The sequence below is a fragment of the Citrobacter sp. TBCS-15 genome, assembly GCF_005280815.1.
In the GTDB taxonomy this organism is placed as follows: domain Bacteria; phylum Pseudomonadota; class Gammaproteobacteria; order Enterobacterales; family Enterobacteriaceae; genus Citrobacter; species Citrobacter werkmanii.
On sequence record NZ_SZWK01000251.1, the window covers coordinates 1 to 23,763 of the forward strand.

Here is a 23,763-nt window from a genome sequence, read left to right on the forward strand (position 1 = left end):
GTCGAATGCACGAGCAGCACCGCCGTAGGTTTTAGCCAGTACGGTGGTGATTGCAGCGGTCAGGGTAGTTTTACCGTGGTCAACGTGGCCGATGGTGCCGACGTTAACGTGCGGTTTTGTACGTTCAAATTTTTCTTTAGACACGGCTATATTCCTTACTATAGTGCTCTCCCCTATGGAGAGAGCACGGGACTTAGGTTTTAATCCTGTGGCTTATTTACCACGGGCTTCAATAACGGCCTGAGCAACGTTGTTCGGCGCATCGTCGTACTTCAGGAACTCCATGGAGTAAGAAGCACGGCCTTTGGTCAGAGAACGCAGCTGGGTTGCATATCCGAACATTTCAGACAGCGGAACTTCAGCATGGATAACAACGCCAGTGACGTTGGATTCCTGTCCACGAAGCATACCACGACGGCGGCTCAAGTCACCGATAACGTCACCGGTGTTCTCTTCCGGAGTCTCTACTTCAACCTTCATGATAGGCTCAAGCAGAACTGGTTTCGCTTTCTTAAAGCCATCTTTGAAGGCGATAGAAGCGGCCAGTTTAAACGCCAGCTCAGAGGAGTCAACGTCATGGTAAGAACCGAAGTGCAGACGCACGCCCAGATCAACAACCGGGTAACCAGCCAGTGGGCCGGATTTCAGCTGTTCCTGGATGCCTTTATCAACGGCCGGGATGTATTCGCCAGGAATTACACCACCTTTGATGTCGTTGATGAACTCGTAGCCTTTCGGGTTTGAACCCGGCTCCAGCGGGTACATGTCGATAACAACATGACCGTACTGACCGCGACCACCAGACTGCTTGGCGTGTTTACCTTCGATATCGGTAACTTTCGCGCGAATCGCTTCGCGGTAAGCAACCTGAGGTTTACCGACGTTCGCTTCAACGTTGAATTCACGCTTCATACGGTCAACGATGATGTCGAGGTGCAGTTCACCCATACCAGCGATAATAGTCTGGTTAGATTCTTCGTCAGTCCATACGCGGAAAGACGGGTCTTCTTTAGCCAGACGGCCCAGAGCCAGACCCATTTTTTCCTGGTCAGCTTTGGTTTTCGGTTCTACCGCGATGGAGATTACCGGCTCAGGGAATTCCATACGTTCCAGAATGATCGGGTGATCCGGGTCACACAGAGTGTCACCAGTGGTCACGTCTTTCAGACCGATTGCAGCAGCGATGTCGCCTGCGCGAACTTCTTTGATCTCTTCACGTTTGTTGGCGTGCATCTGAACGATACGGCCAAAACGCTCACGTGCAGTTTTCACGGAGTTCAGGATGGTGTCACCGGAGTTAACCACACCAGAGTACACACGGAAGAAGGTCAGGTTACCCACGAACGGGTCGGTAGCGATTTTGAATGCCAGAGCAGCAAACGGCTCATCATCGCTAGCGTGACGCTCAGCCGGAGTATCTTTACCGTCGTCCAGAATACCGTTGATCGCAGGTACGTCGACTGGGGATGGCAGGTAATCAATTACCGCATCCAGCATCGCCTGAACACCTTTGTTCTTAAACGCAGAACCACAGGTTACCAGGATGATTTCGTTGTTCAGAACACGCTGACGCAGAGCTTTTTTGATCTCTTCTTCAGTCAGTTCTTCACCACCCAGGTATTTCTCCATCAGCTCTTCTGAAGCTTCTGCAGCGGACTCGATCAGGTTCTGGTGCCATTCGTCAGCCAGTTCCTGCATGTCAGCCGGGATATCTTCATAAGTGAAGGTTACGCCTGCATCTTCTTCGTTCCAGTTGATGGCTTTCATTTTCACCAGGTCAACAACACCGGTGAACGCTTCTTCAGCGCCAATCGCCAGCTGCAGCGGAACAGGGTTCGCGCCCAGACGGGTTTTGATCTGACCAACAACTTTCAGGAAGTTCGCACCCATACGGTCCATTTTGTTAACGAACGCAATGCGCGGAACTTTATATTTGTTTGCCTGACGCCATACGGTTTCAGACTGAGGCTGAACACCACCAACTGCGCAGTAAACCATTACTGCACCATCAAGCACACGCATGGAGCGTTCTACTTCGATAGTGAAGTCAACGTGCCCCGGGGTGTCGATGATGTTTACGCGATGCGGTTCATACTGCTTAGCCATACCAGACCAGAATGCAGTAGTCGCTGCGGAGGTGATAGTAATACCACGCTCCTGCTCCTGCTCCATCCAGTCCATGGTGGCAGCGCCGTCATGAACTTCACCGATTTTATGGTTTACACCGGTGTAGAACAGAATACGTTCGGTAGTAGTGGTTTTACCGGCGTCGATGTGCGCACTGATACCGATGTTACGGTAGCGCGCGATGGGTGTTGTACGAGCCATTTGATTCCTCGTTTATCTTTTAGGCGTTCAATTTAAGTAGCCCAAAGCGGGCTGCTTACTAGAAGCGCCCGCCTGGTGACTAAAACTCCGAAGGGATTACCAACGGTAGTGTGCGAACGCCTTGTTGGCTTCTGCCATACGGTGAACGTCTTCACGTTTCTTAACTGCAGTACCTTTGTTTTCTGCAGCATCAGAAAGTTCGTTCGCCAGGCGCAGAGCCATGGATTTATCACCGCGTTTACGAGCAGCTTCAACGATCCAACGCATTGCCAGGGCATTACGACGGACCGGACGGACTTCAACTGGTACCTGATAAGTAGAACCACCAACGCGGCGAGACTTAACTTCGACAGTCGGGCGCACGTTTTCGAGAGCTACTTCGAAAGCTTCCAGTTCGTTTTTACCAGAACGCTGAGCCAGGGTCTCCAGCGCGCTGTATACGATAGTTTCGGCAGTAGATTTTTTACCATCTACCATCAGGATATTTACAAATTTAGCCAGCAGTTCTGATCCGAACTTCGGATCCGGCAGAATTTTACGCTGACCAATGACGCGACGACGTGGCATGGAAATACTCCGTTGTTAATTCAGGATTGTCCAAAACTCTAAGAGTTTAGTTTGACATTAATATAAAACGTTTGGCCTTACTTAACGGAGAACCATTAAGCCTTAGGACGTTTCACGCCATACTTGGAACGTGATTGCTTACGGTCTTTAACGCCGGAGCAGTCAAGCGCACCACGAACGGTGTGGTAACGAACACCCGGGAGGTCTTTTACACGACCGCCACGGATCAGGATCACGGAGTGCTCCTGCAGGTTGTGACCTTCACCACCGATGTAGGAAGTCACTTCAAAACCGTTAGTCAAACGAACACGGCAAACTTTACGCAGTGCGGAGTTCGGTTTTTTAGGGGTGGTAGTATATACACGAGTACATACGCCACGTTTCTGCGGGCATGCTTCCAGCGCAGGCACGTTGCTTTTTGCAACTTTGCGTGCACGTGGTTTGCGTACCAGCTGGTTAACTGTTGCCATTAAATAGCTCCTGGTTTTAGCTTTTGCTTCGTAAACACGTAATAAAACGACCTCATACAATATGAGGACGCAGAATTTTAGGTCGGTGTCGAAAAGGTGTCAAGAAATATACAACGATCCCGCAATTACCAGGACATCTGGTTGGGATGCTTCACCGTAAGTCTGACGAAGTCAGTATAGCTAACCCTGACGACACTGTCTGAAATTTGACCATCTAACCCGCGAGCTTTAATGTCTTCTTCCAGCACAGAGACCTTAATGGAGGCATTTTGCAGACTTTCAAGGAAACGGCTTCCTTCTATTGCCGCCGTCACGCCATCCTGGAGCAATAAAAGTTCATCGTCTTTTTCAATCAGGCGAAGAAGAGAGGAGAAATCGGTAAGCCACGCGGAGCGGTGTAGTGTGTGCAGCATGAGAGTCTCAAAACCTTAAAATGACGTCATAGTTGCCTAGCTCACGGCGTAAATCTTCAGGTTCCAGCGCCGTGGCATCAACCACAAAATTAACACCCTGCTGAAGCCCCCGCTCACGTAATGAGGCGGCGCAAAGCCAACATTGATCGATATCGTACAACCCCAACAGCTTGAACGTTGCGATATAGTCTCGTGCCAGAACGACGTCCGGTTGTTGACCCTGGAGGATCTGGAAGACGCCATCGCCGATAAAAAACACGCCGAGATCTTCCGTGAGCGCAGATGTCGCCAGTAATGCATCTAACCCTTCACGGCCGGATGCGCTGCCGTGCGGCACGGTAGAAAAGACAAAAGCAACACGTTTCATTAAAACTGCACCACGCGATCGCAGGTCAAGGACGCCTCAGCCAGCGAACCCAGCCCGCTGAGATTAAAACCTGATTGTAAATTAGCACCTGCCAGTCCAAGCCGCTTTGCTTCAGCCTCATCAACAACACCACGACGCAACGCCGCTGCAACGCAGATATTCAGCGTCACGCCATATTGTTGATTCAGCTGTTGCCAGGCCCGTACCAGATCATACTCATCGCTGGCGGGCGAAGTCAGGAAGTTAGCGTTATACACACCTTCACGATAGAAAAAGACGCTGCATAACTCATGCCCTTCTTTAAGTAGCGCGTGGGCAAATTGCAACGCGCTACTCGCCTGCTGTGTGCCATAAGCAGGTCCCGTCACCATGATGGTAAAGCGCATTACTTGTCTTGCCCCTGGAAATCGCCGCTTTTGAACTGGCGAATATAGAGGTAGACCGTGTGCTTGGAGATATTCAACCGATCGGCGACCTGGTTAATCGCATCTTTAATATCGAAGATACCTTTCTCATACAGATTCAGGACAATCTGGCGGTTTTTCGCATTATTGGAAACATTGCGATCGGCATTCACTTCTTCGATCGTGAATTCCAGCGTCTGGGTGACCAAATCTTCTACAGAAGAAGCAAAGTTCACGGCAGAACCCACTTCCGGGGTTTCCGGTGGGATAAAGGTATTCATTATCTGCGAGAATGGCACATCGAGGTTCATGTTGATGCACAGCAGACCAATCACGCGATGCTCTCGGTTACGAATGGCAATCGTCACCGACTTCATCAAGACACCGCTTTTCGCGCGCGTGAAGTAACACTTCGACACGCTGCTATCCGCACCCGTCATATCATGCAGCATACGCAATGCAAGGTCGGTTATCGGTGAGCCAATTTTACGGCCCGTGTGTTCACCGTTCGCAATGCGGATAGCCGAGCATTTCAAATCCTGCAAAGAGTGCAATACGATTTCACAATGGGAACCAATGAGCATCGCCAACCCGTCCACTACCGCTTCATAGGATTTAAGGATATCGAAGTCAGTTTGATCGAAAGGACGTTGATCCAGTAAATCTAGCTCACTGGTTTCGTTGGTTAAAAGCGACCTGGACATGAAAAAAAGCACTCCTTTTCAGGAGCCTGTCGTTATGTTGTCAGGGCAGGCTCATCACTATTATAGGGGCATCTAAAGTAATACAGCGCACAAGGCGCTTTCCAGTATTAATTATATCCTGTCGATAATAAAAAACCGCCGCCCTGTGGGCGGCGGTTACTGTTCGCTTACTTTTTGCTGCTGTCTGCAGCTTTATCGGCCGGTGCAGCATCTGGCTGCGCCTCGGCTTTCGGTGCCGGTTTGATGTCTAACAGTTCAACATCAAACACCAGCGTAGAGTTGGCCGGAATACCCGGAACGCCGGTTTTGCCGTAAGCCAGATCCGGTGGGATAACCAGCTGAATTTTACCGCCTTTCTTGATATTTTTCAGGCCTTCGGTCCAGCCAGGGATAACACCATCAAGACGGAAAGAGAGCGGCTCGCCACGGGTGTAGGAGTTGTCAAACTCTTTACCATCAATCAGCGTACCTTTGTAGTTTACAACCACGGTATCGCTGTCTTTCGGCGCTGCGCCAGTACCTTCTTTCTCTACTTTGTAGATCAAGCCAGTGGAAGAGGTTTTAACGCCTTTCTCTTTAGCAAATTTCTCACGGTAAACTTTACCTTTGGCTTCATTGTCAGCCGCGTCTTTTTCCATTTTCGCCTGAGCGGAACTCTTCACACGCGCTTCAAACGCCTGCAGAGTTTGTTCGATTTCCTGGTCGGACAGTTTGCTCTTGTCAGCAAACGCATCCTGAACGCCAGCGATCAGCTGATCTTTATCCAGTTTGATGCCCAGCTTTTCCTGCTCTTTCAGGGAGTTTTCCATATAACGACCCAGGGACGCGCCCAGCGCGTAAGCGGCTTTTTGGTCGTCATTCTTGAATGCTGCTTTGCTGTCAGCAGTAGCGGCTGGTTTCGCAGCATCAGCAGCGAAGGTGATCGGGGCATGCAGAGCAACAGCCATTGTGGTCGCCAGCAGCGTTACTTTAAACAGTGATTTCATCCATCTCTCCAGGGCCGGGGCATCTCACCCCAGGGTTATCTAACATAAAAATGTACTATAAAGCGTTGCAGAACAAATCAACATACAGGCACGCCCTATTATCACCACTTTTCAGACTCTTTTTGTTTAAATTAGTTTCGTTGCTGAAGATTGAGTGCTGTGCAAACAGGCAAAGTTAAGTAGAATTCGCCGCAGTCCGCGATCTGCCGGAGAAAAAAGAAAGAGGTGAATCATGCAGGATACAACATTGGAAACTCGCCTGGCCGAGCTGGAAAGCCGCCTGGCATTTCAGGAAATCACCATTGAAGAGCTCAACGTGACGGTAACTGCGCATGAACTGGAAATGGCCAAACTACGCGATCATTTGCGTCTGCTGACTGAGAAGCTGAAAGCCACGCAGCCGTCCCACATCGCGTCTCAGTCCGAAGAGACCCCGCCGCCACATTATTAAGACGTAAAAAAAGCGGGAATATCCCGCTTTTTTTGTGCCCGATAGCGCGAACGCTTAGCAGGCCTACTCACATATACCCAAAGGATTTCAAATCACAGCAAGGCGGCAAGCTTGAGGAAGTCCCGGGAGCATAGATAACTATGTGACCGGGATTTGAAAGCGCAGCCAACACCGCTGTGGGTTGAAAGACGAAGGGTATTAGTGGCAACCGCAGCCGCCGCCGTTACCTTTACCGCCACCGCCGCAGCAGCCTTCGCCACCGTGCTCGTGACCATGGTCGTGGCCGTGACCACCGCAGCAACCATCGTGACCGTGGTCATGATCGTGGTCGTGACCGTGCGCGCCGTGAACGTGGCCATGAGCCAGTTCTTCTTCGGTCGCTTCACGAATCGCAACAACTTCTACGTTGAATTTCAGGTTCTGGCCAGCCAGCATGTGGTTACCATCAACCACAACGTGGTCGTCTTCCACTTCGGTAATTTCTACCGGTACTGGACCCTGGTCAGTTTCAGCCAGGAAACGCATGCCAACCTGCAGTTCGTCAACGCCCATGAAGACGTCTTTAGGAACGCGCTGCACCAGGTTTTCGTCGTACTGACCGTACGCGTCATTTGCGCCAACAGCGACGTCGAATTTGTCGCCAACTTCATGACCGTCCAGCGCTGTTTCCAGGCCAGAAATCAGGGAACCGTGACCATGCAGGTAGTCCAGCGGTGCACTCACCGGAGACTCATCAACCAACACACCGTCTTCTGTACGTACCTGATAGGCCAGGCTGACCACCAGGTCCTTTGCTACTTTCATGATATCTCCTGAGCATGGAAAGAATAGTGGCGCAGATTGTAGCGGAATTCTGCACCCGTGTACCCTCTAGCTTAAAAAAAGCTGCGCCATATCGCTAGTCCGGATGAAAAATCCCGATCACTTGCTCTTCTTTGCGAACGTGTTCGCGCGCCTCTTTATCGGCTTCCCGCATCTGATGACCACACTTAACACACTCAACAATATCGATATTATTTTCGCGCCACATCGCCAGCGAATCCTGTGCCTGGCAGGACGGACATTTTGCGCCTGCAATAAAACGTTTACGAATTGCCATGATTACCTCTACTCAAATTCATCCCAGCCATCCAGCTGACGTCGTTCTTGCTGCATCTCACGCTGGAAGATCTCCTCCAGTTCACGCCGGGCTTCCCTGGCTCGCGAGATTTGTACCGTGTCGGTATGTATGGGGATCAGTTCCCGCAACATGCGCATATCGAGCCGCCGAAAATGCAGCTGAGCACGCTGAGCCTGGTGCGGATGCATCCCCAACGTAACCAGCGTTTTACGCCCCAGCTCCAGCGCACTGGAGAACGTTTCGCGGGAAAACTGCGTCACTCCGGCCTGTAATAACTCATGCGCCTCTACACGTCCGCGCGCTCGCGCAAGAATATGCAAATGCGGAAAGTACTGTTGGCAAAGCTCCACCAGTTTCATGGTGTCTTCGGGTTCATTACAGGTAATGACGATGGATTGCGCCGCCTCTGCCCCCGCAGAACGCAACAGATCCACTTGGGTGGCATCTCCGTAATAGACCTTATAGCCATATTTGCGCATCAGATTCACCGCGCTGATATCTCGCTCCAGGACGGTAATACGCATTTTATTGGCCATCAGTAAGCGACCAATAACCTGACCAAAGCGTCCAAACCCCACGACAATGACCTGCGGTTTATCATCCTCCACCCAGGGTTTTTCATCTTCTTCATCCGGGCCGTTAAACTGGCGGGAGAGCCATTTATCAATCAGCTTCATCACCAGCGGCGTGGTCATCATCGACAACGTGACGGTCACCAGCAGTAGCGCCATTTGATCGCCCTGAAACAATCGTTGCGAGGATGCCGTTGAAAACAGCACAAAAGCGAACTCTCCGCCCTGGCTTAACACGCCGGCAAACTGCATTCGTTCAGAGCTTCTCATGCCGTTCAGTCGTGCCAGCACATACAGCACCATCATTTTTACGACCACCAGCACGATTACGCTCGCCGCTACCCACAGAATATGGGTATAGAGCACGCCGAGATTGAGCGACATGCCTACGGAGATGAAAAACAGTCCGAGCAACAAGCCTTTAAAAGGATCGATTGCCGTTTCCAGCTCATGGCGGTATTCGCTTTCCGCCAGCAGCACGCCCGCGATAAACGTTCCCAGCGCCATCGACAATCCCAGCGCATCCATAAATAGCGCAGAACCCAGTACCAACAGCAGCGTAGCGGCGGTGAACACTTCCCGCACGCCAGAACCCGCAATGAAGCGGAAAACAGGGCGCAGCAAATAGCGTCCGCCAATCAACATGCCGGCGAAAGCCAACACCTTCATGCCCACTTTGATCCAGTCAAAATGTTCATCGGCAGACCCCGCCAGCAATGGAACCAGCGCCAGTGCGGGGATCACTGCCAAATCCTGGAACAGCAGCACCGAAAAACCCAGTTGCCCGGATTCGCTACGGTTCATGCCTTTTTCGCGCATCAACTGTAGCGCCATAGCGGTCGATGACATCGCCAGACCAATGCCGCCGACCACTGCCGCTTGCCAGGAGAACGCAGTGAGCATCAGCAAGCCAGCCAGCGCCACTGCGCTCAGCATCACCTGCGCGGCACCGACACCAAAAATTGAACGCCGCAATTGCCATAACTTGGCCGGGTTAAGTTCCAGCCCAATGATGAACATCAAAAAGACGACGCCCAGTTCGGAAAAGTGCAGGATTTCATCCACATCGCTAATGAATCCTAATCCCCACGGGCCGATAGCGATCCCCGCCAGCAAGTACCCTAATACCGGGCCAATACCCAGCCGCGATGCCAGCGGCACCGCAGCTACCGCCGCGAAGAGGAACAACACTCCCGCTGTCAATAAATCAGAGCCTTCCATCAGCGGCCTCCCACAGGAATCGGATTCACCAGCCAGTCACCGTACGCTTTAGCATGACTGTCCAGCTCCTGCTTCGTTTGCCGCCTTGCCCAGTAAACAATGATTGGGCTCATCCAGTGCATGCGGCACATACCGGCCGTTAGCTCAAAAGGACGCAGTACATCGCTCATCGGATAACGGTTCAGCGCGTCATAACGGTACGCGCTTTCGGGTTCACCGGTGGTGATGACGCTTCGCCAGTACTTTCCCGCCAGTTGATTCCCTCCGGGACCGCTGGCAAATCCGCGGCTCAGTACGCGGTCAAACCACTCCTTTAATAGCGCCGGGCAGCTATAGGTGTAGAGAGGATGTTGAAAAACAATCACATCATGCTCACGCAGCAGCGCCTGCTCATGCGGAATGTCGATAAAAAAATCAGGATAGTGCGCGTAAAGATCGTGCACGGTAACATTACTGAGCTGCATGGCCGGTTTAAGCAGTACCCGGTTCGCGACCGAGTCCTGAGATTCCGGATGGGCATACAGCAGCAACACTTTCGCTGGCTGGAACATCATCCCCCTCCCGGTTTTGTCTTTTGTCTATTTTCGACGTTTTGGGCTACCATGGCGCCTCGGTGCGGCAAACGGCCCACACATTACATTATCATAATGATAAATTAACATAGTCTGAACATACGGCGCCTTATGATTGTTTTCTCATCGTTACAAATTCGTCGCGGCGTGCGCGTCTTGCTGGACAATGCCACGGCCACCATTAATCCAGGGCAGAAAGTTGGTCTGGTGGGCAAAAATGGCTGCGGTAAATCTACTCTGCTGGCATTGCTGAAAAATGAAATCAGCGCTGACGCCGGAGGATTTACCTATCCGGGAAACTGGCAACTCGCCTGGGTGAATCAGGAAACGCCAGCATTGCCACAGCCCGCGCTGGAGTACGTGATTGACGGCGACCGCGAGTATCGTCAACTGGAAGCGCAGTTGAACGATGCCAACGAACGTAACGATGGACACGCTATTGCCACCGTCCATGGCAAGCTGGATGCCATTGACGCCTGGACCGTACGCTCACGCGCGGCAAGCCTGCTGCATGGCCTCGGCTTCTCCAATGAACAGCTTGAACGTCCGGTCAGCGATTTTTCCGGCGGCTGGCGTATGCGTCTTAACCTGGCCCAGGCGCTGATTTGCCGTTCAGACCTTCTGCTGCTTGATGAACCGACTAACCACCTCGATCTTGACGCAGTGATCTGGCTGGAAAGATGGCTGAAAAGCTATCAGGGTACGCTGATTTTGATTTCCCACGACCGCGATTTCCTCGATCCGGTAGTAGATAAAATTATTCATATCGAACAGCAAACCATGTTCGAGTACACCGGCAACTACAGCGCGTTTGAAATCCAGCGCGCCACCCGCCTCGCGCAGCAACAGGCGATGTACGAAAGTCAGCAGGAGCGTGTGGCGCATCTGCAAAGCTATATCGATCGTTTCCGCGCTAAAGCAACGAAAGCAAAACAGGCGCAGAGCCGTATCAAAATGCTGGAACGCATGGAGCTAATTGCCCCTGCGCATGTCGACAACCCGTTCCACTTCAGCTTCCGTCAACCGGAAAGCCTGCCAAACCCGCTCTTGAAGATGGAGAAGGTCAGCGCCGGCTATGGCGATCGCGTCATTCTCGATTCGATCAAACTGAATCTGGTGCCGGGTTCACGCATCGGCCTGCTCGGTCGTAACGGCGCGGGTAAATCAACCCTGATTAAGCTGCTGGCGGGCGAACTGGCCCCCATCAGCGGTGAAATCGGGCTCGCCAAGGGCATTAAACTGGGTTACTTCGCACAGCATCAGCTGGAGTTTTTACGTGCCGATGAATCGCCCATCCAGCACCTGGCGCGCATGGCGCCGCAGGAGCTGGAGCAGAAACTGCGCGACTACCTCGGCGGCTTCGGCTTCCAGGGCGATAAAGTCAGCGAACAGACCGCCCGCTTCTCCGGTGGTGAAAAAGCGCGTCTGGTGCTGGCACTGATCGTCTGGCAGCGCCCGAACCTGCTGCTGCTTGATGAACCGACTAACCACCTGGATTTGGATATGCGTCAGGCGCTGACCGAAGCGCTGATCGATTTCGAAGGCGCGCTGGTCGTGGTCTCGCACGACCGTCATCTGATTCGCTCCACGACCGACGACCTCTATCTGGTGCACGACAAGAAAGTCGAGCCGTTTGACGGCGATCTGGAAGATTATCAACAGTGGCTGAGCGATGTGCAGAAACAGGAAAACCAGAGCGACGAACCGGCGAAGGAGAGCGTGAACAGCGCCCAGGCGCGTAAGGATCAGAAGCGTCGCGAAGCTGAACTCCGCACTCTGACGCAGCCGCTGCGCAAAGAGATCGCCCGTCTGGAAAAAGAGATGGAGAAACTACAGGCACAGTTGGCGCAGGCGGAAGAAAAACTCGGTGATAGCGAACTGTACGATCAAAGTCGCAAAGCCGAACTCACGGCCTGTTTGCAGCAGCAGGCGAACGCAAAATCCGGGCTGGAAGAGTGTGAAATGGCCTGGCTGGATGCGCAGGAACAGCTCGAACAGATGATGGCCGACTAACTATAGGAAGACGATGATGAATCAGCTGACGACCAACGATATTACCTTCCGCAAGCTGAGCATCTTCATGACCTTTATGGAGAAGGGCAACATCGCCCGTACCGCCGAGGCGCTGAACATCAGCGGCGTCAGCGTGCATCGGGCGCTGCACACGCTGGAAGAGAACGTTCGCTGTCCGCTGTTCGTCCATAAAGGCCGCAACCTGATTGCCCAACCGGCGGCGTGGACGCTGCTGGAATACTGTCAGGAAGTCACGCAGTTGATGGAGCGCGGGCTGGAAGAGACGCGCAAAACGGCAGGCGTGGGCCAGGGCCGTTTACGTGTGGGCACGCTCTACTCGCTGACGCTGGAGACGGTGCCGCACTTGATTATGGGGATGAAGCTGCGCCGTCCGGACCTGGAGCTGGACCTCACCATGGGATCTAACGAGGCGCTGCTGAAAATGCTGGAAGACGGCGTTCTGGATGCCATCCTCATCTCCATTTCCGAAAGCGAAATCGACCGCAACAGCCTCGAAGTGCTCCCCCTGTTCCACGACGATATCTACCTCGCCGCGCCGATGTCCGCCGCGCTGGATACCACCGCGAAGGCCGACCTGCGCCACTATCGCCATGAAAAGTTTGTCTCGCTGGCGGAAGGGTTTGCGACCTACGCCGGTTTCCAGGAAGCGTTTCATATCGCCGGGTTCGAGCCGGAGATTGTCACCCGCGTGAACGATATCTTCTCCATGCTCAGTCTGGTACAGGCAGGAGTGGGTTTCTGTTTGATGCCGGGGCGAATGAAGAAAATGTATGAGAATACCGTGAAGCTACAAAAACTGGCTGAGCCGTATCAGATGCAGCAGCTTATCGCCATCGTCTTTGCCCGCAACCGCGAGCGCGACCCAAGCCTGCTGGCGCTGGCCGCTGAAGGGCGCATGTACGCCAGAGCGCTGAACCAGAACGACTGATTTGCCGGATGGCGACGCTACGCGTCTTATCCGGCCTACGCGTGTCGAGCCGGTTTTGTAGGCCCGATAAGCGCAGCGCCATCGGGCCATCACATCATGCGCGAAGGCGCTTTGCCAGATGCACGGCCACATCCATGCCGCTGCGTTCCAGAGCGATAGACTCCCCTTCCCATGCAGCCTGACGCGTCAGGCAGGTCAGCACGCCACCGGGTGGCATTTCAATCGCCAGCCGCGCTTCACGTTCGTTAGCGGAGATAACCGCCTCCTGCCATCGCACCGTGCGCGCCATATTCATCGCCAGATCGTCGGCAATGCGTTCCGGCTGCCACAGCACGCGCCCGGTACTGCCGCTCAGATAGGCGTAGCGTGGACGGGAAAGCGTCACCTGGCTGAACGCCTCAACCAGCTTTTGTGCAGGCTCGGCCAGCAGTTCACAATGCGACGGCACGCTCACCGCCAGGCGATGTGCTTTAGTTGCCCCTTTTGCCATCGCGCGTTTTGCCACTTCAGCCATCGCTTCATCGGTACCGGCAATCACAATCTGTGTTTCCGCATTCAGGTTGGCGATGTAAGTACCGCTATCAGCTACCAGCGCTTCCACCTGATTGAGCGTCAGCCCCATAATGGCCGTTAGACCGTAACCATGTGGGTATGCTTGCTCCATTAAGTCACCGCGCAGCGCCACCAGCCGCAGCGCATCGCTGAATTCCAGCGCACCCGCGATAACCGCTGCCGGATAAGCGCCGATCGACAGCCCGCTGACGATATCCGGCGCTACGCCACGACGTTCCAGCTCACGCGCCCAGGCAACGCCAGCAATCAGCAGAGACAGTTGAACGGCTCGGGTATGTTTCAACGCTTCAGGGCTATCCAGCGTATCCACCTCGGCCCCCAGCACGTCACGCGCCTGGGTCAGCTCCGTCCCCGGAAGGTTTTGCAGCATCCCTGGGTGCTGCGTCCCCTGCCCCGGAAAGGTAAACAGAATTTTCATGACTCCTCCCTGCCCCACGGGTCGCGGACCAACTGCGGCCCCTGTGAGGTTTTTAACAGCGCTTTTCCATCGCGCAGCCACTCATTGAGGGCAAAGCCGCCGCGCGGGGTATCTACCTGGGTATCTGCCCGGCACAGCCCGCCCGCCAGCTGCAGCTGCCACTTCTCCAGCGCCTCACGGGAGAGCGGCTGCGGCGCGCGGATCAGCAGATCCAAATCGCTTGCCGCGTGGATAACCGGGATCCCGGTCGCCAGCGCATAGCCGGTACTCCCGGTAATACCCCACGTCCACGGCCACGCCTGCTGCGCCAATAACAAAGCCACCTGAACCGGTGGCTGAGAGATAAAGGGCGAACGCAGCAGCGACAGCGGATCCACCAGCGATTCCGGCGAGCAGACGCGAACGACCGCCTCCGCTTTTACCCAACCGGCGGCGCGCTGCTCGCGTTTCATCCCGCGGACACCCACGGGAATGCGCCCCTGCGCATCAACATCACGCCGCACCACTACCGGCAGGCCGCTATGCCAGACGGTATCCACCCAGGATTCCGTGACATCTTCGAGCGCGTCGCGCGCGTTCAGCCAGATTAAGTCGTGTGGGCGTAATGTTGTGCTCATGATTTAGATTCCTGAAGTCAGCGAGATAAACAGCGGCAGCGACAGGATACACAGTACCGAGCTCAACAGCAGCACGGCTTCTGCATCCGGCGACTGCACGCCAAAGCGGTTACCGAATACCACACCGAAGAAGCCCGCGGACAGCGCAATCATCAGGATAGCGGTAATCGCTACGGAGCCATGCAGGCCGAAAATCAGCACGATACCCCAGGCAATCGCCGGTTGAATCAACAGTTTAGCGATAGTTGAGGTGATCACCACGGTGTTGATCTGCAGTTTACGCGCAGAGAGGATCACACCAGTCAGGAACAGCGCCGCCGCAGTAGCAGACAGACCCAGCGGTTTAATGGCCGCCAGCACCAGCTCCGGCATTTTAATACCAATGGCAGAGAGGATAACCCCCAACAGCGGCCCCATCACGATCGGTTTTTTAATCGAACGCCACATCAGCACCGGCAGCATGGAGAGCGTAGAGCCGGAGTTACCGCCTTCCGCACGCGCTTTCTCACGTTCGAGGATCAGCAGGCAGAACGGCGTCATCAGCACAGAGCCGCAGGCGATGGAAACGGCAACGGACAGCGAGGTGGAAGAGGTTTCACCCAGCACGCTACCCAGAATCGGCAGACCCAGCGCGGCGTAGTTTGGCAGCGCAACGGTCAGGGTCAGCACGGCGGCATCCTGCGGTGATTTTTTGAAGAGTTTGGTCGCCATAAAGTAGATGGCGGCATAGGTAATCCACATTGCCAGCGTCAGCACCACAATCAGCGGCGACTGCGCAACGATGCCGGCCCACGGTGTTTGTACCGTGGCGCTAAACAGCGCGGCGGGTAACGCAAAGTCCATCACGAAGATATTGAGCAGGGAGACATTCTTGTTGTCCACCATTTTGGCCTTCCCGGCCCAGAATCCTAGCAGCATGATGACGAAAATCGGAGCAAGAGCATGAACAATTACGTAAGTCATATTTCACCTGTAATCTTAAAAGAAGTAGCACTGACGCGATGATTGTTATTTTTCAGATGCAGCGACCCACGCGGGTGCTGTCACTGCACCCACGGAGTCGTACATCCGGCAGGTCTCTTTTTTACTTACCAGCTTGCTCGCATGCGTTCGCGTACGAGGGCAGAGCTGCGGCGATTGTCAGCGCCCAGACGGCTTTTCAGCGTCGGGTCCTGACGCGCGTCGTTGATGGCCTGTTGCAGAGTGTTTTTCACCAGCGCCAGATCGCTAGCAGAAGGCGCGTCCGGATTGCTGATATCCAGCAGATTTTCCAGCAGCCCCAGGGTGGCGTAATTGCTGATGTCATACGCCATCGGCGGAATAGTTGCCGCCAGTTTTTCCAGCGCCTCAACGGTACGCAGGGTGATGCGCGCCGCGGACTCTTTGCCCATCGCGTGAATCAGTACGCCTTTATCGTTGAAGGCTATCAGGCGGTTTGCCTGGTAGCCGTGCGCCAGAAATGCCCCGGACATCGCTTTACCGACGATAAGGCCGATCACCGGGTGGCCTGCCAGACGCGCATTGGCATACGCCGCTGCGGCTCCGGCCAGCGCCTGGTGAATCCCAAAGCCCTCTTCACGACGACCGTAGGCCTGGCTCGGCACGTCAATCACCGCCACTATCGGGCGCTTCACGGCTTTATCGGCATCGGCGGCGATGGTTTCGCTTACCACTTTCGCCAGGGTCCAGCCTTCCAGCAGACCTACTTCGCCTTTGGCTGCGCGTGGGTAGTGGTTGTTCGCGTCCGGCACCACGGCAATAAAACGCACCGTTTCACCGTTCAGCTCGCCGTCGGCAGCCTGGACGGACGGACACAGACCCTCGATACGTTTAGCGTTTGGCACCAGGGTTTCCAGCCATAATTGGCCACGGCTCATTGCGTTACTCATCATTTCACCTCCCGGGCAAAGAGCGCATGAATCTGTTCGGTATCGGCCTGTTTACGCGTGTCGAAGTTGGTCAGGCGATCGAGATACCAGTCGTAATTATCGGTGCGATGTTTTGCCGGTACGCCTTTGACCAGCGCCTCGTTCATCGCCGCTTTGACCGCGTTGACGCCGTCGTCGACCAGCGCTTCCACCAGCCCGCTTTGGTAGCGAACTTCACCACCGGTCATGCTCCAGATGAACGGACGGTCGCGGGAGTCATACTCTTCAATCCCGGCTTCCTGTTCGATAACCTGCGGGCCGTTCAGGCCCAGACGCGCTTCACGGGTGACAATCAGATAGCTACACAGTGCGGCGGCGATAGACATCCCGCCGAAGCAGCCGACTGTCCCGGCGACAATGCCAACCACCGGGGTATAACGGCGCAGATCAACAATCGCCGCATGAATATCGGCAATCGCCGCCAGCCCCAGGTTGGCTTCCTGCAAACGCACGCCGCCGGTTTCCAGGCTCAGTACGGCCTGAGTCGGAATACCGTTGCGGTTATCTTCCGCCGCAAGCTCCAGCGCCGCCGCCATTTTGGCACCGGACACCTCGCCCATACTGCCGCCCTGGAACGCGCCTTCAATCGCTACAACAACGGCCGGTTTGCCATTGATGGTGCCTTTCGCCACCACCATGCCGTCATCGGCCTGTGGAACAATACCCTGCGCGCCGAGCCACGGCGACATCACGCCTTCAAACGGGTCGAGCAGTTCACGATAGCTGCCTTCATCCAGCAGCGCCTGCGCGCGCTGACGTGCTTTTAATTCGATAAAACTGCGGTCATCACGCATAGTTCACCTCTTCAAAAACCTGTTCGATACGGATGCGCGCCACGCCCGGCGTCGCGCCGAAGTCGTGGATAGTCAGTTGGCCCGCAGGCAGGCTGCTGACCGTCTGCAGACGGTTAATCAGTGCTTCCCAGCGGCTGCGGCTGTTATCGACGGAAGTGGTGATATCAATGGTTAACGTCTGGCCCTGGTCGGCGGTGAATAACACCTCCATATCCCCGGAGCCCACAACGCCTGCCAGCGCTTTGCCGCTTAAAGTGCGGCTGGCCGGTACGGTTAACGTAATGTGTTCCATAACATCCTCTTAATGCTTGAAATAGGGCGATTCGATGCGATCGAGAAACAGCGTGGCGGCAAGCAAATCGGCTGCGCCGCCCGGCGAGGCGTTCAGCGCCAACATGTGGCTATCGAGCGCCGCTAAGGCCGCCTGACCTGCCGGATGGGCGCTACCACCTGCACTCAGCACGGCGCGGGCGCCGTCCTGCATGGCATCAAGCCCTTCCAGCCCCGCGCGGGACAGCACGCAGGTATCGGTCAGCGAGGTCATGATGGCCATCAGCGCATCGAGCCTGGCGTGCGTTTCGCTGCTGCCGTTAAAGCGGCTTAAACGAAGCTGCGGCAGCGCGCGCTGCATGATGTGCGGAAACGCCTGCTGCGCCTCTTCTCTGGCACCCGGCACCTGATAACGGTGGGTGGCGCGTAGCCCCTTGCTGAAGACCTTCGGCGCGGCGGCATCCGGCAGTTTTGCCAGCTCGGCGGCGGTCATCGCTACCTGCTGCGCGCTGCCCACGCCGCCGTGCATCGCCACCGCGCTGACCAGCAGCCCCAGCGCCCAAATCGCGCCGCGGTGGGTATTCACGCCGTCGGTGGCGGCCATCATCTGTTTCTCACCTTCTCGGCCTAGTCGCCCTACGGTTTGTCTCAGCGCAATATCGGCTGGCCGCTGCCAGCTCTGTTGCGCAAGCGCCTGAAACGTGGGGGTCAGGCTGTGCGCGGAGCGCTCCATTAGCGCAAGCGATAAATCGTGGTGCGCGCCGTTCCCCCGACTGTCCACCAGACCGGGTTTCGGGCTTAATCGTGCTTCGTCAATCAGACACTGCGTGGCGGTTCGCGCCAGCCATTCGGCACCGCCTTCAACCTGAATCTGGGGCAGAAGTTTCATTACCAGCTCCGGAATTTCGCAGGTGGGTTGTAAAGACCGCCGGACCATTCCACCAGGTCAGCGACGCTACCGGCTGCCAGCAGCGAACGGGTGGCGTCAGTACGACGAATGCCCATATCTTCCGGGTAGACCACTTTGCCGCTCTGACGCAGCTCAGCAACGCGTTTCGCGTCAACGCCCAGACCGATATCGGTGATACCGGCAACCGCAGCGACCATCGCGCGGCGTTCTTCCAGATCTTTGGCGCGGTAGAGGTAGGCGATACCTTCTTCAGTCAGCACGTGGGTCACGTCGTCGCCGTAAATCATTACCGGCGCCAGCGGCATACCGGAAGCTTTCGCCACGTCTACCGCATCCAGTTTCTCAACGAAGGTTGGTTTCACGCCGGCCTGGAAGGTTTCGACCATCTGCACGACCAGTTTTTTACCGCGCTGCATCGGATCCGGTTCGGTGATCATGTTCAGCCAGGCTGGGGTAGCGTGGCGACGACCGTGCGGATCGTGACCCATGTTCGGCGCACCGCCGAAGCCGGAAAGGCGGCCGCGGGTCACCGTTGAGGAGTTGGCGTAGCCGTCAACCTGCAAGGTGGAACCGATAAACATATCCACCGCGTACTGACCTGCCAGCTGGCAGAAGGCGCGGTTGGAACGCATGGAGCCGTCGGAACCGGTGAAGAAGATATCCGGACGGGCGCGGATGTACTCTTCCATCCCCAGTTCGCCGCCGAAGCAGTGCACGCTTTCTACCCAGCCGCTTTCAATCGCCGGGATCAGCGTCGGATGCGGGTTCAGGGTCCAGTGTTTACAGATTTTGCCCTTCAGCCCCAGTTGTTCGCCGTAGGTTGGCAGCAGCAGTTCAATCGCCGCGGTGTTGAAGCCGATACCGTGGTTCAGCGACTGCACCTGGTGTTCCGCGTAGATGCCTTTAATCGCCATCATCGCCATCAGGATGTGTTCCTGTTTAATCAGGCGCGGGTCACGGGTAAACAGTGGTTCGATAAAGAACGGCTTGTCGGCGACAACCACGTAGTCAATCCAGGAGCCCGGAATATCCACGCGCGGCAGGTCACATTCGTCGTCCACCAGTTCATTCACCTGCGCGATGACAATGCCATCGTGGAATGCGGCGGCTTCCACCAGCGCTGGCGTATCTTCGGTGCTCGGCCCGGTGTAGAGGTTGCCTTTACGGTCAGCTTTATAACCGGCAATCAGCGCCACGTTCGGGGCCAGGTCAACATAAAGACGGGAATAGAGTTCGATGTAGGTATGGATGGCGCCGATTTCCAGCTGACCATCTTCCAACAGCTGCGAGATACGCAGGCTCTGGGTGCCGGAGAAGGAGAAGTCCAGCTTGCGGGCGATGCCTTTTTCAAAGATATCCAGATGCTCGCTGCGCCCGACGCTTGGCATGATCATGTGCAGGTCATGCACAATCTGCGGGTTCACCTCAGCCAGCATACGGGACAAGAAATCTGCCTGCTTTTGGTTATTCCCTTCTAATACCACGCGGTCACCCGGCGCGATCAGTTTTTCCAGCATCGCGGTCAGGTCTGCGGTCGGCAGCACCTTACCCTGCACCGGAACGGAAGCCAGACGGCGCTGTTTTTCCGTGCGGCGGGTGTTCCAGACTCGTGCTGGCGTTTGCCCAGATAACATTATTAACCTCCTGATTCAGCTAATCATTTTGATTGCTTAACACTGGAAAGAGTGTGCACCCTGGTGAGAAAGTCATCAATTAAGCGTAGGAAAGAATCATTAGCTTGAGAGTAATAATTGAAGTAACCATTTGTGACGATGATCAATTTACGCCGGGAGGGAGGAGGAAGCGGGTAATGCTACCCGCTTACGGGAAATTACCTTTGCGCCGCCAGACGCTGGCGGATATCGTCGAAATGCTGACGGTTAAACAGCTTGCCGTTGAGAAAACGAGTTTTCAGTTCCCCTTCCTGCTCTTGCTCCCAGGTCTGTTCGTCATGCAGGCATAAATCACCTGCTTCATTCCTCGTCACACGCAGCAAACCACGGGCAGAGCGTTTTAAGCCATTATCGGTTTTCGGCTCTTTAAAGATCGTCCGCCCTTTACCGTCGACTTCTCCCCACGTAGCTTTCATCGCAAAACCGAAGGTGTCACGCGTGTTGTACTGATAGGTAAAAGAACCGACGCCAAACACCACATTTGAACTGGCAAAACCTTTCGCTTCCAGACGACGCAGGATCTCATTCGCCCGCTCAAGGGTGATGGAATCGCCATAAATCAGCCCCACATGTGGGTCGAGCACCTTGTAGCCTTTGGCGTTAACCGTGCCGCCAAATATCTCCCACAGCACCTCCACAGAGCCTTTCTCCTGTGCCGTACGATCGGCTCGGGTATCCTCATCCGCGCCAGTACCGCACAGGATCTCAACCGGGTTACCGCTGTCCGGGCGGAAAACCACCCGTCCCTCGCGCGCCAGAATGATGTTCTTCAGCTCGCGGGTGTACTCCGTCAGTACCTGCCAGTAATCCCACGTATCAGAGACAATCGACACAAATCCCTGCGGGTAGAGATCGGCAATCAGGCGGCGGAAGGTTTCAATCTCATGCTCACGCTCCCCCATACACATCACGCTGTGCTCGGTCGCCGGAATGCTAGCGCCGATAAAATAGGGCTCGCCGTCGGTGTAATAATCGCGGGCGTACAGCAGAGATGGAATACTGTCGGTCCCTTTAAAGCTCAACAAGTGGCCGCAGCCCGCCTGCATGGTGTCCTGCAATCCGGCCATACCGCGAAAGGAAAAGTCATGGCACTGGAAGTCCAGGTGCGTAAGGTCGCTACAGGTTTTCTGTGCCCAGCGCGCGCAGATTTTACGATAGTGATGCGCAATGGTGGCATTTGTTGACGCCTTCCACAGTTCTGCCGACAGCACGGTCTCCAGGTAATTCACCAACCAGAAAAACTCAGGTTGGGTATTGATGATAGTTAAAACGGGCACCGCCATCGGCACTTTGCTGCCTTCATCCAGCGCTTTGATGTGCAGCGGCAAATAGCCCAACTGATGCAGGGCGCGGATATGATCAACCGCTACCGCATCTTTGCCGAGATAGCTGTCCATGACCTGTTTGTATTCCCTGACCACCTCGTCTTCCGGACGGGCAAAGAATGCCTCGTTAAACAGATCAACCAGAAACCACTGCAGAAAACCTTGCAGGCCAAAAAACACCAGTTTGCCATCCGCCAACGGCGAGGAGAAAAAGCGATCGCAGCGCGGGGTAAAGTTGGAATACACGCGGCTGGTTCCTTGCGGATACTGTACGCGGTGAGAAACTTTGTAGCCGTCGATAGCCAGAATCGGGTTCATTTTCATAATCAGTATCTCCCTCAGGCGCGGTAAATCGCGTCAATATCGATAAGCTCAAGCTGCGGATGTTCCAGCGTCGGGGCAGCGAAAGAGGTGGTGGTGTAGATAGCATCAATACCGTTCGCAAACAGGTGTTCGACGCCCTTAGTGAAAAGACCGTGGGTAACATACAGGCTGACGCTACGGGCGCCAGCATCACGGAGTACCTGCGCAGAGCCGATGAACGTACCGCCGGCATCACACAGGTCATCAACAATCAGCATATCCCTGCCCCTCACGTCTCCAGCCACTAAAGCAAATCCCGTCAGTTTGCCGCTTGCTACATCGCGTTTTTTGCTCAGGACGGCGTACTCCGCTACACCGACCGCTCTGGCAACGGCATCAATTTTCTTCAGTGCTCCGGCATCGGGGGCGACCAGCATTAGCGTTTTTTGCTGGAACTGGCGCTGCAAAGTCGCGCTGTGTAGCAGGCAAGTGTCTTGTGAAATCGCCACAAAATTATTGATAGCTGCCGCCGCCGCGTCGCTGTGCGGATCGAGCACCTTCACCTTATCGAATTGCAGCGTATTGAGCTGGCTGGCAAAGACTTTCAGCGCAAAGCTATCACCCGCCACCATATGGCGATCCTGACGTGCACACGGCAACCAGGGAAGCTCGAGATGACTGACCAGTACATCCGTTTGATGGCGAACCGCCTCCACCAGTTGCGCCAACAGCATAAAGTCGTTCATGTCGCGCATTGCCGTCGCACGAATGCGCATCAGACGAGCAAAGGGAGGTAATACTTCAGTAACCTTCAACCAGACGGCGCCATCAGGAAAAACACCGTGCGTCATTCCGTAGTCCTGGTCGTCCAACGTTAGTGTCAGTTTTATGCTCATCACGCTCACCTTTAATTGTGTCTCTTCGACACAATTAATAATGTCCCTAAGACACATATTAAGCAAGCACAAAATGCATTATTTTTAGACTGCGGCATAATCAACTGATAAATAATAAGAAAAAACGAACCTTGCCCCCCGGTATTGGACTGGTACACTTGTGGGCGTTGCAAATCATCGTGAGTACTTTATGACCACCGAAGCCGACTACCTGAATCAATACGATGCCCGCCGCTTTCCCTCACCTCTGGTGACGGTCGATAGCGTGCTGTTTACCCTGCATCAACAGGCGCTGTGCGTATTACTGGTTGAACGTGCAAACCAGCCGCAAAAAGGGCGTTGGGGATTACCTGGTGGCTTCATTGATATCGAGCACGATGACTCCACTCGCGCCACAGCGCTACGCAAGCTCACTGAAAAAACAGGTGTTTTGCCTTCGTGGCTGGAACAACTGGATACCTTTTCCGGCCCGGATCGCGACCCGCGCGGCTGGAGTCTGACGGTTACCTGGTTTGCGCTAATCGCCTGGGTAGACTGTGCGCCGCACATCGCCAGCGTCAGCAATGCCCGTTGGGTCCCGGTTGATGAACTGAAAAATTATTCACTCGCGTTCGACCACGGAGACATCATTACGGCGGCCCTGCATCGCTTACGGCAAAAAACGATGTACTCACTCCTGCCTGTATACTGCTTGCCGGAGACATTTACCCATGGGCAACTGCTCGAAGCCACCGAGGTGATCCTCGGTCAGTCGATCCAGCGTAAAAGTCTGATTCGCCGCTTTGAAGCGTCAGGAATGTTTGAAGATACCGGAGAAAGCGTAGCGACAGGGACGCGTAAAGCTCGCCTGTGGCGACGAAAGCCCGACGTCGATTTTCATCTTTTCTCGCGTAACCTGCTGACTGACTAGCGACAAAAT

At 54.9% G+C, this 23,763-nt stretch carries 27 protein-coding genes; 4 read left to right on the top strand and 23 right to left on the bottom strand.

Going from position 1 to position 23,763, the window contains the following annotated elements; genetic code table 11:
* From FDW96_RS12905 to fkpA, 9 genes are all read right to left on the bottom strand, one after another.
* A partial coding sequence (locus FDW96_RS12905) for a GTP-binding protein (RefSeq protein ID WP_072112497.1) occupies positions 1-144 on the bottom strand: 144 nt, incomplete at its 3' end.
* A 69-nt stretch (positions 145-213) separates the two neighbouring features.
* The gene (fusA, locus tag FDW96_RS12910) at positions 214-2,328 is read right to left on the bottom strand and encodes an elongation factor G (RefSeq protein ID WP_038634754.1); all 2,115 of its coding nucleotides are present in this window, start codon (positions 2,326-2,328) and stop codon (positions 214-216) included.
* Positions 2,329-2,424: 96 nt separating this feature from the next.
* A complete protein-coding gene (gene rpsG, locus FDW96_RS12915; RefSeq protein ID WP_003023657.1) occupies positions 2,425-2,895 on the bottom strand; it encodes a 30S ribosomal protein S7 in 471 nt (156 codons plus the stop codon).
* Positions 2,896-2,990: 95 nt separating this feature from the next.
* Complete coding sequence (gene rpsL / locus FDW96_RS12920) at positions 2,991-3,365, bottom strand: 30S ribosomal protein S12 (RefSeq protein WP_003023654.1); 375 nt, start codon at positions 3,363-3,365, stop codon at positions 2,991-2,993.
* Positions 3,366-3,490: 125 nt separating this feature from the next.
* A complete protein-coding gene (gene tusB, locus FDW96_RS12925; protein WP_038634759.1) occupies positions 3,491-3,778 on the bottom strand; it encodes a sulfurtransferase complex subunit TusB in 288 nt (95 codons plus the stop codon).
* A 7-nt stretch (positions 3,779-3,785) separates the two neighbouring features.
* On the bottom strand, positions 3,786-4,145 hold the full coding sequence (gene tusC / locus FDW96_RS12930) for a sulfurtransferase complex subunit TusC (RefSeq protein ID WP_042312086.1): 360 nt from the start codon (positions 4,143-4,145) through the stop codon (positions 3,786-3,788).
* On the bottom strand, positions 4,145-4,531 hold the full coding sequence (tusD, locus tag FDW96_RS12935; RefSeq protein ID WP_042312083.1) for a sulfurtransferase complex subunit TusD: 387 nt from the start codon (positions 4,529-4,531) through the stop codon (positions 4,145-4,147). Before tusD ends, tusC begins: the two co-directional genes overlap by 1 nt.
* Positions 4,531-5,253, bottom strand: coding sequence for a transcriptional regulator (locus tag FDW96_RS12940; RefSeq protein WP_003023643.1), 723 nt, complete (start codon positions 5,251-5,253; stop codon positions 4,531-4,533). Before FDW96_RS12940 ends, tusD begins: the two co-directional genes overlap by 1 nt.
* Before the next feature lie 167 nt (positions 5,254-5,420).
* Complete coding sequence (fkpA, locus tag FDW96_RS12945; RefSeq protein ID WP_042312080.1) at positions 5,421-6,239, bottom strand: FKBP-type peptidyl-prolyl cis-trans isomerase; 819 nt, start codon at positions 6,237-6,239, stop codon at positions 5,421-5,423.
* Positions 6,240-6,471: 232 nt separating this feature from the next.
* On the opposite strand from fkpA, the gene FDW96_RS12950 reads away from it, so the two are divergent.
* A complete protein-coding gene (locus FDW96_RS12950; RefSeq protein WP_038634770.1) occupies positions 6,472-6,690 on the top strand; it encodes a protein SlyX in 219 nt (72 codons plus the stop codon).
* Positions 6,691-6,888: 198 nt separating this feature from the next.
* Here FDW96_RS12950 and slyD read toward each other — a convergent pair whose 3' ends face one another.
* The 4 genes from slyD to kefG form a co-directional block, all read right to left on the bottom strand.
* The gene (gene slyD, locus FDW96_RS12955; protein ID WP_003023634.1) at positions 6,889-7,494 is read right to left on the bottom strand and encodes a peptidylprolyl isomerase; all 606 of its coding nucleotides are present in this window, start codon (positions 7,492-7,494) and stop codon (positions 6,889-6,891) included.
* A gap of 94 nt (positions 7,495-7,588) precedes the next feature.
* The gene (locus FDW96_RS12960) at positions 7,589-7,789 is read right to left on the bottom strand and encodes a YheV family putative zinc ribbon protein (protein ID WP_005121675.1); all 201 of its coding nucleotides are present in this window, start codon (positions 7,787-7,789) and stop codon (positions 7,589-7,591) included.
* 8 nt (positions 7,790-7,797) lie between these two features.
* Complete coding sequence (kefB, locus tag FDW96_RS12965) at positions 7,798-9,603, bottom strand: glutathione-regulated potassium-efflux system protein KefB (RefSeq protein WP_061381029.1); 1,806 nt, start codon at positions 9,601-9,603, stop codon at positions 7,798-7,800.
* Positions 9,603-10,154, bottom strand: a complete 552-nt coding sequence (kefG, locus tag FDW96_RS12970) for a glutathione-regulated potassium-efflux system ancillary protein KefG (protein ID WP_024136663.1) — start codon at positions 10,152-10,154, stop codon at positions 9,603-9,605. The genes kefB and kefG overlap by 1 nt, the downstream gene beginning before the upstream one ends.
* Before the next feature lie 132 nt (positions 10,155-10,286).
* Here kefG and FDW96_RS12975 point away from each other — a divergent pair, with 132 nt between their 5' ends.
* Both FDW96_RS12975 and FDW96_RS12980 read left to right on the top strand, forming a co-directional pair.
* Positions 10,287-12,188: an ABC transporter ATP-binding protein gene (locus FDW96_RS12975; RefSeq protein WP_137365796.1), complete on the top strand. Its 1,902-nt coding sequence runs from the start codon at positions 10,287-10,289 to the stop codon at positions 12,186-12,188.
* Between the two features lie 16 nt (positions 12,189-12,204).
* Complete coding sequence (locus FDW96_RS12980) at positions 12,205-13,137, top strand: LysR family transcriptional regulator (protein ID WP_137365899.1); 933 nt, start codon at positions 12,205-12,207, stop codon at positions 13,135-13,137.
* A gap of 94 nt (positions 13,138-13,231) precedes the next feature.
* Here the strand turns inward: FDW96_RS12980 and mdcH are convergent, their stop codons facing one another.
* The 10 genes from mdcH to prs all read right to left on the bottom strand — a co-directional run bounded on the left by mdcH (position 13,232) and on the right by prs (position 22,844).
* Complete coding sequence (gene mdcH / locus FDW96_RS12985) at positions 13,232-14,128, bottom strand: malonate decarboxylase subunit epsilon (RefSeq protein ID WP_137365797.1); 897 nt, start codon at positions 14,126-14,128, stop codon at positions 13,232-13,234.
* Positions 14,125-14,745: a malonate decarboxylase holo-ACP synthase gene (locus FDW96_RS12990; RefSeq protein WP_042312067.1), complete on the bottom strand. Its 621-nt coding sequence runs from the start codon at positions 14,743-14,745 to the stop codon at positions 14,125-14,127. The genes mdcH and FDW96_RS12990 overlap by 4 nt, the downstream gene beginning before the upstream one ends.
* Before the next feature lie 3 nt (positions 14,746-14,748).
* Positions 14,749-15,708: an AEC family transporter gene (locus FDW96_RS12995; RefSeq protein ID WP_042312064.1), complete on the bottom strand. Its 960-nt coding sequence runs from the start codon at positions 15,706-15,708 to the stop codon at positions 14,749-14,751.
* 125 nt (positions 15,709-15,833) lie between these two features.
* Complete coding sequence (gene mdcE, locus FDW96_RS13000) at positions 15,834-16,634, bottom strand: biotin-independent malonate decarboxylase subunit gamma (protein ID WP_137365900.1); 801 nt, start codon at positions 16,632-16,634, stop codon at positions 15,834-15,836.
* Positions 16,634-17,467 carry a biotin-independent malonate decarboxylase subunit beta gene (locus FDW96_RS13005; RefSeq protein ID WP_137365798.1) on the bottom strand — a complete coding sequence of 278 codons (834 nt, stop codon included), beginning with the start codon at positions 17,465-17,467 and terminating at the stop codon, positions 16,634-16,636. Before FDW96_RS13005 ends, mdcE begins: the two co-directional genes overlap by 1 nt.
* Positions 17,460-17,759, bottom strand: coding sequence for a malonate decarboxylase acyl carrier protein (gene mdcC, locus FDW96_RS13010; protein WP_061381024.1), 300 nt, complete (start codon positions 17,757-17,759; stop codon positions 17,460-17,462). Before mdcC ends, FDW96_RS13005 begins: the two co-directional genes overlap by 8 nt.
* Before the next feature lie 9 nt (positions 17,760-17,768).
* Positions 17,769-18,626, bottom strand: a complete 858-nt coding sequence (locus FDW96_RS13015) for a triphosphoribosyl-dephospho-CoA synthase (RefSeq protein ID WP_137365799.1) — start codon at positions 18,624-18,626, stop codon at positions 17,769-17,771.
* Positions 18,626-20,281: a malonate decarboxylase subunit alpha gene (gene mdcA / locus FDW96_RS13020; protein WP_038634792.1), complete on the bottom strand. Its 1,656-nt coding sequence runs from the start codon at positions 20,279-20,281 to the stop codon at positions 18,626-18,628. Before mdcA ends, FDW96_RS13015 begins: the two co-directional genes overlap by 1 nt.
* Before the next feature lie 197 nt (positions 20,282-20,478).
* Positions 20,479-21,969: a nicotinate phosphoribosyltransferase gene (locus FDW96_RS13025; protein WP_137365800.1), complete on the bottom strand. Its 1,491-nt coding sequence runs from the start codon at positions 21,967-21,969 to the stop codon at positions 20,479-20,481.
* A gap of 14 nt (positions 21,970-21,983) precedes the next feature.
* Positions 21,984-22,844, bottom strand: a complete 861-nt coding sequence (prs, locus tag FDW96_RS13030; RefSeq protein WP_137365801.1) for a ribose-phosphate diphosphokinase — start codon at positions 22,842-22,844, stop codon at positions 21,984-21,986.
* Positions 22,845-23,034: 190 nt separating this feature from the next.
* Here prs and FDW96_RS13035 point away from each other — a divergent pair, with 190 nt between their 5' ends.
* Positions 23,035-23,754: an NUDIX domain-containing protein gene (locus FDW96_RS13035; RefSeq protein ID WP_061381034.1), complete on the top strand. Its 720-nt coding sequence runs from the start codon at positions 23,035-23,037 to the stop codon at positions 23,752-23,754.
* Positions 23,755-23,763: the final 9 nt, after the last annotated feature.